Origin of the sequence: Streptomyces cyaneus, assembly GCF_004028635.1 — a bacterium.
Lineage (GTDB): Bacteria > Actinomycetota > Actinomycetes > Streptomycetales > Streptomycetaceae > Streptomyces > Streptomyces cyaneus.
Genome location: NZ_ML138678.1, coordinates 453,943 through 471,832, shown reverse-complemented (window position 1 = coordinate 471,832; position 17,890 = coordinate 453,943). Strand labels below are relative to the sequence as shown.

Sequence of the window (17,890 nt, the reverse complement as noted above, 5' to 3'; positions counted from 1 at the left end):
GACCACCTTCGGGGGAACGGATCGCGATCGCAGGCGAGGAGACGCAGGGATCCCTCAACCTGGCGAGCGAACGAAGAAGAGAGGGCAACACCGCGGTGGCACAGGATCCGATCACGCAGAAGCTCCTGCTCGACTGGTTTGTCGACCTCGACACTCCGGAGGGGCTTCGGGCGGAGCTCATCGAGGGGGAACTCGTTGTGACCCCGGTGCCGGACGGGCACCACGAGCATTGCATCAGCCGGATCGTGGGCCAGATGTACAGGGGATCCACGACTGACACGCAGTTCTCCGGCAACAAGGGCCTGAAGCTGAAGAGCGCGGAGGGTCACCCGCAGGACCACGTGATTCCGGATGGCACATTCGTCCCCGAGGAGCCGCGGCTCTTCCGAGGTGCCGACCCATGGATGCCCTGTGAGGGAGTCTCCATGGTGCTGGAGGTGACGTCCCGCAGGCCACAGGTCGATCGTGAGATCAAGCGCCGCTGCTACGCCCGCGGCGGCATCCCGCTGTACCTGCTCGTCGACCGCGAGGCCTCGTGGACCACGCTGTTCAGCGACCCGGAGTCGGGTGACTACCAAGAGCTTCGCGCCGCCGCCTTCGGCAAACCGCTCGCTCTGCCCAAGCCCTTCTCCTTCCAGCTGGACACGGCGGACTTTCTCTGAGGCTCCCTGTGTTGCACTGCCAGAGGGACCGACGGGGGTGCGCAATGGGTGAGCAGGCGCTGTGGACCAGGGCGAGGCTCGGCCGAGGAGGCCCCCCGCTCGATCTACTGACCGCCCGATTCGACCGGCACGTCTACGCCCCGCACGCCCATGACGAGTTCACGATCGGCGTCTGCGTCGGCGGCAGCGAGATCATCGACTACCGGGGCGCCCGCATCCGACCCGCCCCGGGCTCCATCGTCGTACTGGCACCGGGCGAGATGCACACAGGCGGTCCGGCCGCGTCCGGGGGCTACGCCTACCGAGCCCTGTACGCCACGACGCCGCTGCTGACCGACGGCACCGTCGGCACCACGGTCCCGCACTTCCGCGAGCCCCTCCTCGACGACCCCGAACTGGCCACCGCGCTACGCATCACGCACACCGAACTCGCAGCCTGCCCCGACCCTCTTGAGGCCGAGTCCCGCATACCGTGGCTCCTGACGGCCCTCGCCCGCCACCACTCCACGGCCCGCCCGACGAGCGACACGCTCCCCGGCGCCGCCCACATCGCGCACGCCGTACGCGACCGCCTCGCCGACGAACTGACGGCCCCACCCTCCCTCACGGCCCTGGCCTGCGACCTGGACCTGTCCCGCTACCAGCTCCTGCGAGCCTTCCGTACGGCGATGGGGGTACCGCCGTACGCCTGGCTCGCCCAGTACCGGGTGACCCGGGCACGCGGCCTCCTGGAATCCGGCCTACGACCGGCCGAGGTCGCCGCTCTGGTGGGCTTCGCGGACCAGGCGCACCTCACCCGCTGGTTCCGCCGGGTGCTCGGGGTGACCCCGGCGGCGTACCGCAACAGCGTTCAAGACAGCAGGGGGTAACGCGGCCGAGAGTCGCCGTATGAGTGCACGTGGCTGGTTCCTGTTCGCCCTGATGGGCGTGGTCTGGGGCATCCCCTATCTGATGATCAAGGTGGCGGTGGAGGCGGTCTCGCCGTCGGTGGTGGTGTTCACGAGGTGCGCGCTGGGAGCTGTACTTCTGCTGCCGTTCGCGATCCGGCAAGGAGGCTTCCCCCGGACGATACGACGGCACTGGCGGCCGATGCTGGCCTTCGCGTGCATAGAGATCATCGGCCCCTGGTGGACCCTGACCGACGCCGAACGCCACCTGTCCAGCTCCACGGCCGGCCTCCTGATCGCGGGCGTACCGATAGTCGGCGTCGCCCTGGCCCGCTTCTTCGGCGCCACGGAGCACCTGGGCATCCGCCGACTGACCGGCCTCACCCTGGGCCTGGCCGGCGTAGCGACCCTCACGGTCCCGCACCTGACGGGCGGCGACGCCCGCTCACTGGCGGAGGTCCTGCTGACGGTACTGGGCTACGCGACGGCTCCGCTGATAGCGGCACGGTGGCTTCGGGACATCCCGTCCCTGCAGCTCACGGCCGCTTGCCTGACACTGGCGGCCCTGGTCTACGCCCCCGCGGCGCTGCTGACCCGGCCTGCTGCGGTGCCGTCGGCCGAGGTCCTGACGGCCCTGGCCGCCCTGGGCGTGATCTGCACGGCGGTGGCCTTCGTGGCCTTCCTGGAGCTGATCAGGGAGGTGGGCCCGACGCGGGCCACGGTCTTCACATACGTCAATCCGGCGGTGGCGGTGGCGGCGGGGGCCGTGTTCCTGGACGAACCGCTGACGCCCGAGATCCTGGCCGCCTTCGCGCTGATCCTCACCGGATCGGTACTGGCGACGGCCGCACCCCGCAGCCCGGTAACATGGTCGACACGGCAGACGAGCCGGGCGGACGGCCGCGTGGAGTCCCTCAGGGGGCTTCCCGAGGAACGTCCGGGCTCCACAGGGCAAGGTGGTGGCTAACGGCCACCCGGGGTGACCCGCGGGACAGTGCCACAGAAAGCAAACCGCCCAGCGCTTCGGCACTGGGTAAGGGTGAAACGGTGGTGTAAGAGACCACCAGTGCCCAGGGTGACCTGGGCAGCTAGGTAAACCCCACCCGGAGCAAGGTCAAAAGGGGCCGCTGTAAAAGGTGGCCCTGCGCGGACGTTCGAGGGCTGCCCGCCCGAGTCCGCGGGTAGACCGCAGGAGGCCGGCGGCAACGCCGGTCGTAGATGGATGGCCGTCTCCCCGGCCGCCGCGAGGCGACCGGGCGACAGAACCCGGCGTACAGCCCGACTCGTCTGCCGACGCCGCTCGGCCTAGAACTGAGAGCACGCCGGCGCTTACAGCGTCGATCATGCTGGCGTCGTACGAACTGCGGCCCCAAAAGTCTGCCCAACACAGGGCGAGGCCAATCATCCGGGAGCAGTGAGCGGTCGGAGAACCGGCGGAATCGCGTGAGTGGTCAGACCTGCGGATCCACTGAGCGCAGCAGTTCCAGCAGCCCCTGTGCGGGAAGCAACTGCTCGTCGGTGATGGGGTCGGGGCTGAAATGCATCAGGCTGTTGCGGAAGTTCCGGCACTCCTCGAGCGCGGTCAGGAAGTACTCCTGGTCGATGGCCCACCCCAGCGCGGCCCAGTTCTCGGGGATCTTGAGCAGGTGTCCGTACGCTCCGAAAGTCAGGTTGGCGGCGGAACTCACCCGGGAGGCGCGTCCCCGAGGAACGACTGCCCTGATGCGGTCGAGCGGAATGCGCCGGTCGACCACGCGGCGCAGCCGCTGCTCGATCTCCTCCACGAGAACGAAGGGCCGTACACGTGTGCCGAACTGCACTGTCAGGTCTGAGGCCGTGATCAGACCGCACACCTTGTGGTCGTGATCGCGGACGAGGACGAATCCGGACTGCTGGATGGCCCCGATCCAGTCGAGCAGGTCGTCAGAGCGGTCCGCCTCCTGTCCTCGCACCGTCGCGGCCTGGAGATCGGCGGCCGGGTCGGCCATGCGCGCACGCCCGATCGACTCCCAGCTGACGACTCCGCGCAGCCGTCCGTCCGGGTCGAGGACGGGGATCTGGCTGTAACCGCGCAGCACCATGATCGTCATGGCGGTTCCGAGGCTGTCGCCGACGCGGACGGATTCGGGCATGCGGTTCGCCGAGTCGAGGTTGCTCACCCGGTACGCGATGGTGTCGGTCTGGGCATCCTCGTCCGGCAGGAGGCCGGCGGCGTGCGCGGCGATCTGGACGGCGGCAGACGGGTCGGTGCTGCTGGAGAGCTTGGTCACCGCACTCGCGCCCGACTCGTCGGGCTCGGCGCCACCCGCCAGCACGGCGATCTGGCTGTCCAGCGTGCCCTCGGTGAAGGGCGGCACGGTGACCAAACCTCGCGCCGCCAGGTCGTTCTTGATCTGTTCGATCGCTGCCGGATAGCGGCGCTGAGCACCCCAGACGGCGAGGAAGTCCCGGATGGACAGCGTCAGCGGCTGATCGGCGCTCCGGCTGCGGACTTCCTCGTACAGCTTCGCGGGCTCGGTGAGGGCGGCGGCTACCTCGTCGGCGTCCGGGCGCCCGGGGTCGGACTCGCCCACGGCCAGGGCGGCTACGCGTTCCGCCGCGCCGAATCGGCTGAGTTCGAAGACGGTGAGCAGGGAACCCATGCTGTCCAGGAGGTCGGACTGGATGGTCTGCCGGTCTATGTCGGTGATGAGCCACTCCGCGCGGCGGATGTGGCGATGTCCGTCGGGGGCGTCCGCGCGGTACTCGTAGTCGCCGGTCACTCGGCCGATGGCAACCAGCCCCGACCTCAGGGGGAGGACCACCAGGTCGCCACGCTGCATATCGTGGGCGAAGCGGTAGAGCTGGCCGGTCCAGTTGCCGATCGTGTACGGGCCCTCGTCGGGATAGGCGGCGGCCAACGCGGCCTTGATGTCGTCACGCGTTGCGGTTCCGGAGAGATCGCCCGTTTTGAGCCTGTCCCATCCGGTGAGGAGAAGGCCTTCCTCCAGAGCGGCCCGTTCCCGCTCCCCCTTCTCGCCTGCCCGCACCACCCAGGCCCGCATGCCGCGCCTCCCCGTGAGTACTCCGAGCACCGTGCGCACACGGTGCGTGATCAGGTGGGAGTGACCTTATAGCAGCGATGGTCAACTTCCTTAGAAAAGAGGCCACTTGACCTGTTTCACGTGATGGGTCCCGATCACCGATCCGTGCCCGAGCACAGCTCGTAAACTGATCGCAGGCAGAGCGGCCGATATGCAGGCCGGGACGAGAGGACGGGGGTATGAGAGCGCCGATGAAGCCGCTGGACACCAATACCGACCCGCGTGTGGTGGGGCCGTTCGAACTGCTGGCCCGCCTCGGTGAGGGAGGCATGGGCGTGGCCTACCTGGCGCGAAGAATCCCCCTGGACGGCCTCTCGGGCGAACTGGCCGCGGCCTACAACCTGATCGAGCCCGACGGCGACGCGGTCGAGGAGCCACGGCTCGTCGTGGTCAAGCTGATCCAGCCGAAGCTGTTGGACGGCGAGCCGCAGTACCGCGAGCGGTTCGGCAGGGAGATCGATGCGGTGCGGGCCGTGGTCAGTGACCGGGTCCCGGCACTGATCGCGTTCGAGGAGGATCCGGCCGCCGACCGGCCATGGTTCGCGATGGACTACATCGCGGGACCCTCTTTGCACACGATGGTCAAGGAGTCCGGCACTCTCGGTATCGGCCCGTACGCGGCCCTCGGTCTGGCTCTGGTGGACGCCCTGCGCGCGATCCACGGCGCGAACCTGCTCCACCGCGACCTGAAGCCGGACAACGTCGTCCTGGGGCCGGACGGGCCGGTCGTACTGGACTTCGGGCTCGCAGTCCTGATCGAGCGGTCGTCCAGCCAGGCGCTCACGAAGACCGGCACCAGGATGGGCACCCGCTCCTACATGCCGCTCGAGCAGTACAAGGATGCCAAGCACGCCAGCAGGCCCGCCGATGTGTACGCGCTCGGAGCCACGCTGTTCTTCGCCCTGACCGGCAGGTCACCATATCCGTTCGGACCGTCGGCGTCGGAGCCCAAGTGGGACGGCGTCGACGTGCCCTTCCTCCCTCTGCTGGCCAAGACCCTGGTCAGCACGCCGTCGCAGCGACCGGATCTCGACGCGGTGGAGGACAGCCTGCTCACCCTGCTCGCCGACGCCGACCTGCCCCCTGGCCTGGCGGCACAGCAGCTCAAGGAGCTCGTCGAGGCCGCGGCTCTGACTCCGGAGCTGCCCCCCGAGGCTTTCGCCGACCAGGTCGATCCGGAGGTCCGGGAGCTGGCCAGGCAAGCGGTCGACGCGGACCTGCCGGACGTCGACCCCGGGTTCTACGGGGTCATCTACACGGACGAGATCGAGCTGGCGGTGGACGAGGTCGACCCCGCCCCCGAGCCGATGGCGGAGGAGATCGACCCCGCCGCCCCCGAGCCGGCGGTCTATGTACCGACGCTGGTGGCCCCCCATCCGACCCCCACCAGCTACCCCCTCCCGCCCCCGCGCGCCCCGGAGGAGGAGCCGCAGCCCGAGACCCCACAGGCGCCACCGCGAGCCGCACAGAAGGTGGCGACCGACCTGCGTAGGCGCTACGCGCGCCGAGGGAACCTGTAGGCAAGGGGTACCGTCACCTCCCGGAGGCGCGGGGCCGCGTCGTATGCGGATCCGCCGCGTACGGGCGCGACCAGCCACAACGGACCTGCGGATGCCCTCACCGCTCAACCCCCGCGGCGCTACCCTCAACACCACCCCGCCCAACCGGAAAGGACCCTCCATGCCCGCACCCGACGGCCCCCCGCCCCCCGGCACCGTCATCGAGGTGCGGGACGAGGAATGGATGGTCCGCAACAGCAAGCAGGTACGCCCCGGCGAGTACCTGATCGAGGCCGTCGGCGCCTCCGACCTGGTCCGCGGCCAGCAAGCCCGCTTCCTCGCCCCCACGATGGACGAGCCCCGCATCCTGCGCCCCGAGGACACCCGGCTCGTCCCCGACAGCTCTCCGCACTTCCGCCGTAGCCGCCTCTTCGTGGAAGCGGTCCTGCGCAAGACCGCACTGCCCCAGCGGGAACGGCGTCTGGCGCTGACCGACGGTTTCCTCCTCGACCGGATGGACTACCAGCTGAGGCCCGCCGCCAAGGCCTTGGCGAACCCGTTGCGCCCCCGGCTGCTGATCGGCGACGTCGTGGGTCTCGGCAAGACGCTGGAGATCGGTGTCCTGCTCGGCGAACTGATCCGGCGCGGCCGGGGCGAGCGCATCCTCGTCGTGACACCCGCGCCCGTCCTCGAACAGTTCCAGCACGAGATGTGGACCCGTTTCTCGCTCCCGCTGGTCCGGCTGGACAGCGCGGGCATCGCCCGTATCGAGCGGAAGATCCCGGCGGGCCGCAACCCGTTCACGTACTACAAGCGCGTGATCATCTCCATGGACACGCTCAAGAATCCCAAGCGCTACCGTCCGTGGCTGGAGCACCTCCACTGGGACGCCGTGGTCATCGACGAGTCCCACAACCTCATCAACCAGGGCAGCGACCGCCGCGCCCTCGCGGACCTGCTCGCCGAACGCACCGACGCGCTGATCCTGGCCAGCGCGACCCCGCACAACGGCAACATGCCCGCCTTCACCGGCCTGATCCGCCTCCTTGACCCCATGGCTGTCAAGGATCCGAGCAACCCGAAGGCGGCGGAGCTGGAACACCTGATGCTGCGCCGGACCAAGGTCAGCGCCGAGGTGGCAGCCCAGCTCAAGGACCACTGGGCACCGCGAGGCGGCTCCCGCCCCGTGTCCTGCCAGGCCAACGACCTGGAGGAGCGGGTCTTCCAGGAGCTCGCCGAGCACTGGCTGGCGCACCCCGACCAGCAGGTGGGGACCGAAGACCATCTCTTCCCGTACGTCTTGCTCAAGTCCTTCCTGTCCTCGCATCGCGCCCTGTTCGCCACGGTCCGGCAGCGGCTTGCGAGGACCGGACACCAACTCCCCCAGCAGCACAAGATCACCGACGAGCCGCCGTCCGTGGAGGCGACCACCCCCGAGACAGCCTCCCTCCTGCGTCTCATGGAGCTGGCCCGCTCGATCGAGCGCGCCGCCGCCGGAGCCGACGGCCTCACCGCCACGTCCAAGCTGGCGGGCCTGGTCGAGGAGCTGGCCCGGATCGGCGTGAAGGCGGGCAGTTCCGTCCGCGCCGTCGTTTTCTCCGAGCGCCGTGAGACCCTCGACTGGCTGGGCGCGGTTCTCCCGCCGCTGCTCGGCTGGAAGGACGCGGACGACGCCAAGGCCGCCGTCAAGGTCATGTACAGCGGCTCCGGCATCTCCGACAAGATGCAGATGGAGTACGTCGACGAGTTCGCCCGCGCAGGCAGTGACGTACGACTGCTGCTGACGGGCGACGGCGCTTCCGAAGGCGTCAACCTGCACCGCCAATGCCATCACCTCATTCACTGGGACCTGCCCTGGAGCCTGATCCGGGTGGAACAGCGCAACGGCCGTATCGACCGGTACGGGCAGACCAGGCCGCCGGAGTTCCGCGCGCTGATCCTCCGGTCGGCCGTCGAGGGCGCGCTGGACGACACGGACATCGCCGAGAAGGTCCTCGCCCGCGAGGAGAAGGTGCACGCGATCCTCGGTGCCGTGGAGGCGGCGACAAAGGAGAATGACGGCGCGCTGGAGGAGAAGCGCGTGATGGAGGCGCTGTTCAAGGGGGAGGCGCCCGAGCAGGCCGTGGATGACCTCCAGTCCGTGCCAGTCGACGCTCTGGACTCCCTGGACTCCCTCAACGACGGCGGGCTCCCTCTCGCCCAGCAGCTGAACGCCGAGTTCGGCGCGGGCGGCGATCCTTACGACGACTCGGAGTTCGCAGCCGGCTTCGACTTCGACGAGGACTTCGAGGCGGACGCCGGGTTCGAGTTCGACGATGCCCCGGAGCCCTCCGAAGCGCCCGCCGCCGGAACTTCGGCGGCCGACTCCGACTCCGGCGCCCACGCCCCCCTCCACGTCGTCGAGGAGCTGCGCCTGTTCACAGACCGCCGCGACTACGTCCTCGCCGGCCTGGAGGAGCTCGCCGACCTGGAGGCGTTCCGCCTGGACACCACCGTCAGCGGCACCGACCTCAGCTTCGACACCCCGGAGGACCTCGCCGACCGCCTCGACGTCCTGCCCACCGGCTACCTCCGGGACCACGGCATCACCCGACGTATGAAGCTCACCTTCAGCCGGGACGACGCGGCCGACTCCCTGCGCCGGGCCCGGGAGGACGCCGACTCCCCGTCGCTGTGGCCGGACGCCCACTACGTGGGCGAACTACACCCGGTGTTGGAGTGGATCACCGACAAGGTGCTGGTCCAGCTCGGACGCCAGCAGGCACCCGTGATCCAGGTGGACCACGCCCGCGTGCCGGAGCCGGTCTTCCTCACCCAGGGCGTGTGGTCCAACCAGGACGGCCGCCCGACGGTCGTGGCCTGGCTGGCCGTCGACCGCCTGGGGCGGCCGGGAGAGGAGCCCCGCGTACGGGAGTTGACGCGTCAGCTTCTCGCCGACCTCGGCCTGGGGCCGAACATGCCGGACCACTTCGCGCAGGGCGACCCGACGGCACTCCAGCAGCACGTGCCGGAGGCCGTGCTCGCCACGCGCCGCGAGATGGGCCGTCGTAGGACCGAGGTGGAGGACCACGTGAACGGTCCGCTGCGCGACTACGAGAAGAAGGTCGGCCACTGGCTGGAGCAGCCCCTGCCCGGCTTCAGCGGCGGACGTACCGCTCGCGAGCGGGCCGCGGAGAACCTGGAGAAAGCGGCGGTCAGGCTGCGTACGACCGGCGCCCCGATGGTGCGGGTCCTGGCGGTTCTGGAGCCGAGCTCATGACCGTCGTCACCCCCATCACCTCCCATATCACCTCCCTTACGTCTGAAGCGATCCGGCAGGAGCGGCAAGCGTGAAGTTCGACGCGCTGATCAACGAGGGCGAGTACTTCCCGTCCTTCTACCTGGACGAGATCCTGCCCAAGCAGCTCAAGTCGGGCCGTCTGAAGGAGTGGGCGACCGAGGAGCGCCACGGCCGTCCCACGCCTCGGCAGGGGCTGCGCGACCTCACCGGGCCCTACCTCGACGTACGACTCACCGTGGGTGGCGAGGCCGAGAAGTTCAACGTCCTGCCGGACCAGGAGGCCGTTGTCGCCCAGCAGGCGGCGGCCGAGGCGCTCAAGGCCCACACCGGCGCGGAGGAGCCGCCCGTCTTCCAGCCGAGGGCCGGGACCCGCGTGTACGGCGACAGCCCGGATGAGGTGTGGCGTGCGGGCCTGGACGCCTGGCACAACCGCGTCCTGCGCGCCCTCGGCTTCACCCCGAACCCCGGCCACCTCACCGTGCACGGCGCGGCCGGTCCCGTGGCCGTGCCCGTGGCCCACCACGAGCCGGGCGTTGCCGTCCTGACCGGCGGTTTCGCCGACGACATCGCCGGCACCCGCGCCGACGGCTCGGCCAACCGCCTGCCCGCCCCCGTCCGGGTCGCCTCCGGCAAGACCCTCACCACTATCACGGACCTCGCGGCCTGGTTGCTCGCCGACCCGGCCGCCCCGCGTTACGCACTGCTCTTGTTCGGCGGGGTGTTGGTCCTCGCGGACCGTGAGAACTACGCGCGCGGACGCCATCTCGCGGTCAGCCTGGAGGTAGCCCTGCCCCGCAAGGGCGTCAAGGGCGCGAGCGCGGGCGAACTCGAAGTGATCGCCGCCCTGTTCGGCGCCCCGTCCCTCCGCCCGGCCGAGGACGGCGGCGACGACGACATCGCCCGCCTGGTGTCGGAGTCCCGCGACCACTCCGTCGGCGTGACCAACGACCTGCGCGAGGGCCTGAAGAAGTCCGTCCAGCTCATCGCCAACGAGGTCCTGGAACTCGCCCGCGACAAGGGCGTCCAGCCCGACGACCTCCCCGAATGGCTCCCGGACACGCTCGCCGACCCGAACGCACTCCCGCGTGTCCTCACCAAGGAGTCGCTGCGCTACCTCTACCGCATCCTCTTCCTCCTCTACGCCGAGGCCCGCCCAGAGCTGGACATCCTCCCGATGAAGAGCGAGGAGTACGTCGAGGGGTACAGCGTGGCCCGACTACGCGAGCTGGTGGTCCAGGAGAAGCTGTCCAGCGCCTCCCGGGACCGCCACCACTTCCACGATTCCCTGGCCCTGCTGTTCAAGAAGGTCTTCACCGGGCACCCCGTGGCGGACACGGTCACCTCCCGCGAGGCCCCGCCCACCCCGGCCGCCGAGGAGGCCGTGCTGTCCGAAGACGACGGCTACGAGGGCGTCCGCATCGAGGCCCTGAAGTCCCGGCTCTTCGACCCGAAGTCGATAAAGCTCGTCGACCAGAAGATCACACACCCCGACGACATCGCCCCCGACGGCACTGTCGCCGACCCCGCCCGCCGGCTGGACCTCCGGCTGCGCAACAAGGTCCTGCACCAGGTGCTGCGCAATCTGACGGTGGTGGAGGGCCGGGGCCGGGGCGGCCGGGGCGGCTTCATCTCGTACGCCAACCTCAGTATCAACCACCTCGGCGCGGTGTACGAGGGCCTGATGTCGTACACCGGTTTCATCGCCGACGAGCCGCTGTACGAGGTCGCCAAGGGCGGCGATCCCAGCGGCGGTTCCTGGCTGATCCGGGCGAGCCAGGTCGCCTCGGGCCGCTACCCGGACGGCCCCGACGACAGCGTGTTCGTCGGCACGGAGCTGAACCCGGAGACCAACCAGCGTGTCCCGGTCCCCCACAAGGTCGGCTCGTACGTCTACCGTCTCGCTGGCCGCGACCGTCAGACCAGCGCCTCCTACTACACGCCCGAATCTCTCACCCAGGCCACCGTCGAGCAGACCCTGCGCTTCCGCCTCGACGAGAAGGGCGAGGTCGATCCCAAGGTGCCGGAGAACGCCGGGGTCGACGCCGCGGACGTCCTGCGCTGGCGCGTGTGCGAACCGGCCCTGGGCTCCGGCGCGTTCCTCAACGAGGCCGTCAACCAGCTCGCCCAGCTGTATCTGCGGCTCGCCCAGCGTGAGCGCGGCGTCGACATCGACCCCGAGGACTATCAGCGCGAACTGCAGAAGGTGAAGGCGTACATCGCCCTGCACAACGCGTACGGCGTCGACCTCAACCATACGGCCGTCGAGCTCGCCGAGATCTCGCTGTGGCTGAACACCATGTACCGGGGCATGAAGGCGCCTTGGTACGGCCTTCACCTGCACCGGGGCAACTCGCTGATCGGCGCGGCCCGCAAGGTGTATCCGGGCAAGAGCCTCAGCAAGGGCGGCTGGCTGGTCTCCAAGGACCCGCAGAAACCCCGGCACGTGCCGCTCGGCGAGAAGCTGAAGACCTGGGAGGTGCACCAGTTCCTGCTGCCCGCGATGGGGTGGGGCTCGGTCTTCGAGAAGGTCGGCCTGCGGACCCTGAACAAGGGCACACCACAGGAGACGGTGAAGGCCGTCGTCGACGGAGTCGTCGTCGACTGGCTGGAGCCTGAACTCGTCGACGCGATGCGCAAGTGGCGCTCGGCCATGCGACGCAACCCGAAGGGCGGCCCCAAGCGGGACACCGCCCCGAAGACCAAGCCGGCGCCGACGCGGGAGCAGATCGCCGAGAAGGACGCCAAGCTGGGGCAGGGCGCGCTCGATCTCGGGCTGGAGATCTGGGAGCCGCTGTCGTTCGACTTCGCCTCGGCGGAGAGCGACACGCGTGGTGACGCCGGTCGCGCTGCCAACAAGCCGAGTACGGCGGCCAAGGACGAGGACACCGACTGGGAGCCCGGCAAGCCGACGCAGACCGGACGGCTGATCAACCTCGCCCGGCGGGTCGAGTACCTGTGGGACCTCGTCGTCATGCGGCTGAAGCTCTCCGAGCAGGAGATCGCCCGGCATGTGGACGTCTGGGGCGCCGAGATTCCGCCGGACGTACCGGAGGGCCCCGCGCCCTTGGACCGGGACGCGGTCCTTGCCGCGCTGCACAAGAAGGGCACCCCCTACTGGCGGCTGAAGCAGCTCATGAACGCCTGGTGTGCGCTGTGGTTCTGGCCGCTGGAGGAGATCGGGCTGCTGGACGGCTCGGACCGGTTCCACTACGCCCCGCACGGCGAGGACCTCACCGCCTTGAGGAAGGGCCACGACGACCGGCGAGTCGCGCTCAAGTCCCTCGACGACTGGATCGAGTTCGCCGAGGCCCTCGTCGGCAACGTCGATGTGGACGTGAAGGAGGGCAAGCAGGCCTCCATCGTGTCCTTCGAGGGCGTCCGGAGCCTGGAGGAACTGGATGAGAAGGAGCGGGAACTCGACCGCCGGATGATCGACGGACTGGGCTGGGCCCGGTCGGCGGACCTTGGGCATACGTTCCCGTGGTACGGGACGGTGACCCGGATCGCCGAGGAACGGGGCTTCTTCCATTGGGAGTTGGACTTCGCCCACGTTTTCGCGGAGGGCGGGTTCGACTTGATGGTGGGGAATCCGCCGTGGGTGAAACAGGAGTGGAGGGAGAGCGGGGTCCTCGCGGAGTTCGAGCCGTGGTTCGAGCTGGCCGAGAAGCCGAGCAACGAGGCTTGGGTCGAGCGCAAGGCCGAGGTGATGGGGTGGCCCGAGGTTCGGTCGACGTTTTTGGACGAGCTGGCGGGCCATGCGGGGATGTCCGGATTCCTCGCGTCCGTGGATACGCATCCGGAGCTGGTGGGGACGCAGCCGGATCTGTACCGGGCGTTCATGTTGCTGGGGTGGCGGGCGGTTGGCGAGCGAGGCACGGTGGGGCTCATTCACCCGTCCACGCATTTCACAGGGGCAAAGGAAGGACTCCTCCGGGCATCTGCCTATCGGCATTTGCGGCTTCATGCAGACTTCGTGAATGCCAAGCACCTATTCGCTCCACCCGTCGGTCACACCACGCACTTCAGCGTCAACGTGTACGGCAGTTCACGTGAGATCAGCTTCGAGCACATGAGTTGGCTCTTCCATCCGCTGGTGCTTAGTCATTCCATTCGTCATGACGGTGAGGGGGAGGTGCCGGGCATCAAGTACCGTGAAAATTGGGACTTGCGTCCGCATCGAAGCCGTGTCGTCACGGTGGACCAGCACACGCTCACGCAATGGCAGAAGTTGGCGGGCGGAGAGGAGCCACCTCCGTTGGCGGAGACCAAGCTCCTGTTCCCCGTCACCATCGCCGAGGAGTCGGCCATCGCCGCGCTCGCAAAGTGGCCACACCGGCTGGCTGAAACTCCGGATATCAGCCCTGGGTTCCACGAGAAGAACGACCGTACATCGGGTTACTTCAGCTGGAATCCCGGTCCAGTCGAAGGCTGGCAGGACGTCATTCTTCAGAGTTCGTTTATCGGCGTTGCGACGCCGTTTTATAAGCAGCCGCCCGAGGGTGGCTCGAAAGGAATGCGTGATTTCGAGGGCTGGGACCACTTGAACCTGGCGGTGGATGCGGTGCCACGCACGAACTACCGCTCGGCAGGCTCACGTTCGCGGTTCATCGACAAGCAAGACAGCTGGGTGGACCACGACCGGCTGGCTCAACTCTGTGGTGATCCGGCAGCGGTCGCGGCTGCGGAGGTGGATGTCAAGGCAGCCGATCCCGAGCTGGAGGAAGGCGACCTGGACAAGGCTGTCGCTGTGCTGCTGCGTGCGGCGAGCATGCGGCCGTACTCGGAGTTCTATCGGGTGGCGTGGCGTCGGCAGATCGCCTCCAACACCGAGCGCAGCCTCTTCGCGGCGCTTGTCCCGCCGGGGCCCACCCACATCCACATGGTGCACAGCGCCGCGCTGGAGACGGACCGAGAGACCGTGCTGATGGCGGGCTTCTGGGCGTCCTTGCCACTGGACTACTTCCTGCGGGCCACCGGTCGCGGCGACCTCCAAAAGGGCGAGGCCAGGGTCATGCCCGCGCCCACACCCAACCACCCGCTGGAGTCGGCCCTCCTCCTCCGCACCCTCCGCCTCAACTGCCAGACCAACGCCTACGCCCCCCTATGGGAGGAGCTCTACGACGACACTTGGCAGCAGGACACCTGGGCCGCATCCAAACGCTGGCCGAAGGGCACACCCCCGCTCACCCAGGGCATCGGCCCCACCTGGACCCGTGACACGCCCCTCCGGACGGAGTTCAGCCGCCGCGCGGCTCTCGTCGAGATCGACGCCCTCGTCGCCGTCTGGCTCGGCATCAGCGCCGAGGAACTGGTGGCGATGTACGACGCCAGGTTCCCCGTACTCCAGCAGTACGAGGAGAACATGTGGTTCGACGCGAACGGCCGGCGTATCGCGAAGGCGCACCAGCAGTACGGGTACGGCCAGCCCAAGGAGGCCTGGAAGCAGCTGAGTTCACCCGAGGCCTTCCCGGAAGAGGCCAACGTCCCGGACGGTTACGCGGACCCCCTTTACCGAGCGCACCGCAAGGACGAAATGCGGGCCGCGCACGAGGAGTTCAGCCGCCGCCTGCGCGAGGCGAACTGACCGGGCGCCGTACACACGAGAGCCCTGCCGTCCCCCGAGAGGAACTGGCAGGGCTCTCGCGTTCGTACGTGCCTCAGACGCCCGACTCCAACGCGGCCGACCCGACGAACCCGGCCCACGCCTCACGCGACACCGTGAGTACGGGTCCGACGACGGCCTTGGAGTCCCGGACGTGCACAGCGGCCGTACCGGCCGCTACCTCTACGCACTGCCCGCCCTCGGTTCCGCTGTAGCTGCTCTTGAACCAGGCGAGGCCGGATGCGACGGTCGAGGACTCAGCGTTGTTCATAGCGATCCCAACAACCCTTCGATGAACTCCAACGACTCTCGCGGAGTGAGAGCCTGTGATCGGATGATCCCATAGCGGGCGGCGGCGAGAACCGTCTGTTCTGGGTCGGTATCAAGGCTGCTGCTCGCGTGGTTCTCGGCGTACACGAACTTCTTGCCATCCTTGCGCGTGACGACCGTGAACGGCCCGTTCACACCCGCGTTGTCATCGCACTCCAGCGGCATGACCTGGATCTCGACGTTTCGCTTCTGGCCGATCAGGAGGAGTTGCTCCAACTGCCCCCGCAGTACGTCCTTACCGCCGTACCGGTGCCGCAGCACCGCCTCATCCATCACAAAACTCAACAGCGGCGTGGGGCGCCGGTCGAAGATGTCCTGCCGAGCGAGCCGTGCGGCTACCCGCTGCTCGATGGTCTCCTGATCCAAGGGCGGACGGCGCATGGCGAGCAGGGCCCTCATGTACTCCTCGGTCTGAAGCAGGCCGTTGACCACGTGCGCGGCATACATAAGCAGCTCAATGCACTCCTTCTCCAGCTGCGCCATCCCCTGAAAGAACACCGGAAACTGAGCCCGCTCCACCTGCTCCTTCCACACACTCAACAACCCGTCCGCCCCCACCACCTCATCCGCCCGATCAATCGTCCGTGGCGACGGAATCCTCCTCCCCTGTTCGTACGACGCGACCGTCGCCGCCGAGTAGCCGATCTGCCTCCCGAACTGCTCGCGGTCCAGACCGGCCCGCACCCGCAGCATCTTCATCGTCTGCCCGAACGCGGTGACCACCCCCTGCCCGGCCTTGTCCGCCGCCCGGCCACCCGAACCGTCGTCGCTCGCCCACCCGTCCCCGAGGCTGACGACCCCTTCGCCGTCCCCGCCCGTGAGGGCCTCCGCCTCCGTCGCCATGTCCACCCGCCCAGTCACAGACCACCGCTTCCCCGGGCAACGCTCCTATCGGGAACGTCGTCACGCCGCGCGCCTCGTACAGGTACGTACACCGCGCGTACACCCGCCCGCGTCGGTGCGTCACCTCTGGTAACGCTACGCGACCAGGCGAATCGTTGACGGCATGATGAACAACCCGACCAGCGCCACCGACCCCACCCAACTCCCCACGCCCACCCGGCACATCGACATCACCCCCGCCGAACACCCCGGCCACACCTTCAAGATGCGCTTCACGTCCTCCCCGCGCGGAGCCCGCCTGGCCCGCCGCCTGGCACAGGTACGGCTCGACGCCTGGGGCATCCCATACGGCAGCACGTCCCATGACGACATCACCCTGATCGTCGCCGAGCTCACCGCGAACGCTGTCCAGCACGGCCACGTACCCGGCCGTGACTTCTACTTCCGGCTGCACGCGAAGCCCGACGTCCGCACCGTCCGCGTCGAGGTCACCGACACCCGTACGGAACGCCTCCCGCACCCTGCTGCCCCGGACACCGCCCGCGCGGACGCCGAATCGGGCCACGGCCTCCACCTCGTATCCCACCTGGCCACCCGCTGGGACTGGCACCCGCGTCCCGACGGTCCGGGCAAGACGGTCTGGGCGGAGTACGCGCTCGCAGGCCCGTCCGCCCTTGTCAGCCTGGCTCGTGACTGACCAGCCGGTCCAGCATCCGCTCCAACGGCTGGTTGTCGCCCCGGAAGCTTTTGATCGACGCTTCCCGGTTCTCCTCAGGAGACAGTGAGGTCCAGTTGACCAACCAGCCCGCCCGTCTGCTCAGTTCGGCAAGGAAGGCACGCTGGGCACGGCCGTTGCCCTCGCGGAAAGGATGCAACGCGTTGATGTCGCCGTAGAGTTCGGCGGCCGCGCGGACGAAGTCGCCGCGGGCCAGACCGCGCAGGTGGTCGGCGGCTGCGAGTCGACCGAATACCTCTGCTGCGTAGGCGGCGAGGTTCTGGACCGGGCAGAACGGCGTGTCCTTCGAGATGTCCACCGTGCGCAGTTCGCCTGCCCAGTCGTAGAGATCGCCGAAGATCGCTGCGTGGAAACGGCATAAGTGCGCCAGGTCGAACTCCCCGGGCGGAGCGTGTTCGTCGACCTGGAGAAGCCGGGCGCGCGTGATGTCGGCCTCGGCGGCGGCGAGCGCGGCGGCATCGGTGATGCCGAGGCGGTTGTGCAGCACACCGTTCGGCAGGACGTAGGGGTCGTTCATCCCGCTTCCCGGCGAGTCTTGGGGTGGTGCCGGGCCAGGGCGCGGTCGACCATCTCCTCGGCCGACAGTATGCCGCGCACGTAGGCCTCGGCGTCCTGATCGGATGCGGCGGTCGGCCGAAGGCCCTCGGCGGCGAGGGAGCCCGTGGCGGAGTCGACGGCTTCCCTGCGGGCCGCGCGGCCCGTCAGGGTCTCGTACGCCTCGATCGAGAGGAGCACACCCTGCGCCTTGCGGTGGGCGCCGATCAGCACCGGCTCCGCCTCCGGGCCGGCCTCGGCCAGCTCGGCCAGTATCCGCGACAGTCCGCTGCGGGCGTCGCTCACGGTGACGATCTCAGGTACACGCATAACCTCACTGTACCCAGAATCGGGACAGAATTCTGTACAGATTTCGGTACGGAAATGGGTGTGCATCTTGGTGCGCATCTCCCGGCGCTCTGTCAGTCCCTCCT

At 68.7% G+C, this 17,890-nt stretch carries 11 protein-coding genes, 1 other RNA gene and 1 pseudogene; 8 read left to right on the top strand and 5 right to left on the bottom strand.

Features of this window, described 5'->3' with window-relative positions:
* The first annotated feature begins 95 nt into the window (after positions 1–95).
* The 4 genes and pseudogenes from EHO50_RS02115 to rnpB all read left to right on the top strand — a co-directional run bounded on the left by EHO50_RS02115 (position 96) and on the right by rnpB (position 2,839).
* On the top strand, positions 96–662 hold the full coding sequence (locus tag EHO50_RS02115; protein ID WP_128428059.1) for a Uma2 family endonuclease: 567 nt from the start codon (positions 96–98) through the stop codon (positions 660–662).
* Positions 663–706: 44 nt separating this feature from the next.
* Positions 707–1,531 carry a helix-turn-helix domain-containing protein gene (locus EHO50_RS02110; RefSeq protein WP_128428058.1) on the top strand — a complete coding sequence of 275 codons (825 nt, stop codon included), beginning with the start codon at positions 707–709 and terminating at the stop codon, positions 1,529–1,531.
* Between the two features lie 19 nt (positions 1,532–1,550).
* A pseudogene (locus EHO50_RS45950) lies at positions 1,551–2,330 on the top strand (DMT family transporter); the annotation flags it as partial.
* A 103-nt stretch (positions 2,331–2,433) separates the two neighbouring features.
* Positions 2,434–2,839, top strand: an RNA gene (gene rnpB, locus EHO50_RS02100) — RNase P RNA component class A.
* Between the two features lie 161 nt (positions 2,840–3,000).
* Here rnpB and EHO50_RS02095 read toward each other — a convergent pair.
* Positions 3,001–4,593, bottom strand: a complete 1,593-nt coding sequence (locus EHO50_RS02095) for a CBS domain-containing anti-phage protein (protein ID WP_128428057.1) — start codon at positions 4,591–4,593, stop codon at positions 3,001–3,003.
* Positions 4,594–4,811: 218 nt separating this feature from the next.
* On the opposite strand from EHO50_RS02095, the gene EHO50_RS02090 reads away from it, so the two are divergent.
* The 3 genes from EHO50_RS02090 to EHO50_RS02080 all read left to right on the top strand — a co-directional run bounded on the left by EHO50_RS02090 (position 4,812) and on the right by EHO50_RS02080 (position 14,995).
* Positions 4,812–6,152 (top strand): serine/threonine-protein kinase, encoded by a 1,341-nt coding sequence (locus tag EHO50_RS02090; protein WP_128428056.1) that lies wholly within the window; start codon positions 4,812–4,814, stop codon positions 6,150–6,152.
* A 160-nt stretch (positions 6,153–6,312) separates the two neighbouring features.
* Positions 6,313–9,390 (top strand): DEAD/DEAH box helicase, encoded by a 3,078-nt coding sequence (locus tag EHO50_RS02085; RefSeq protein WP_128428055.1) that lies wholly within the window; start codon positions 6,313–6,315, stop codon positions 9,388–9,390.
* Positions 9,391–9,460: 70 nt separating this feature from the next.
* Complete coding sequence (locus tag EHO50_RS02080; protein ID WP_128428054.1) at positions 9,461–14,995, top strand: Eco57I restriction-modification methylase domain-containing protein; 5,535 nt, start codon at positions 9,461–9,463, stop codon at positions 14,993–14,995.
* A 73-nt stretch (positions 14,996–15,068) separates the two neighbouring features.
* On the opposite strand, the gene EHO50_RS02075 is transcribed toward EHO50_RS02080, so the two are convergent.
* Positions 15,069–15,284: a DUF397 domain-containing protein gene (locus EHO50_RS02075; protein WP_128428053.1), complete on the bottom strand. Its 216-nt coding sequence runs from the start codon at positions 15,282–15,284 to the stop codon at positions 15,069–15,071.
* Positions 15,281–16,186 carry a helix-turn-helix domain-containing protein gene (locus EHO50_RS02070; protein ID WP_128428052.1) on the bottom strand — a complete coding sequence of 302 codons (906 nt, stop codon included), beginning with the start codon at positions 16,184–16,186 and terminating at the stop codon, positions 15,281–15,283. Before EHO50_RS02070 ends, EHO50_RS02075 begins: the two co-directional genes overlap by 4 nt.
* A gap of 163 nt (positions 16,187–16,349) precedes the next feature.
* On the opposite strand from EHO50_RS02070, the gene EHO50_RS02065 reads away from it, so the two are divergent.
* Positions 16,350–16,883, top strand: coding sequence for an ATP-binding protein (locus EHO50_RS02065; RefSeq protein ID WP_128428051.1), 534 nt, complete (start codon positions 16,350–16,352; stop codon positions 16,881–16,883).
* Here the strand turns inward: EHO50_RS02065 and EHO50_RS02060 are convergent.
* Both EHO50_RS02060 and EHO50_RS02055 read right to left on the bottom strand, forming a co-directional pair.
* Positions 16,864–17,439, bottom strand: coding sequence for a Fic/DOC family protein (locus EHO50_RS02060; protein ID WP_128428050.1), 576 nt, complete (start codon positions 17,437–17,439; stop codon positions 16,864–16,866). The two genes, EHO50_RS02065 and EHO50_RS02060, sit on opposite strands and share 20 nt — an antisense overlap.
* Positions 17,436–17,786, bottom strand: a complete 351-nt coding sequence (locus EHO50_RS02055; RefSeq protein ID WP_128428049.1) for an antitoxin VbhA family protein — start codon at positions 17,784–17,786, stop codon at positions 17,436–17,438. Before EHO50_RS02055 ends, EHO50_RS02060 begins: the two co-directional genes overlap by 4 nt.
* Positions 17,787–17,890: the final 104 nt, after the last annotated feature.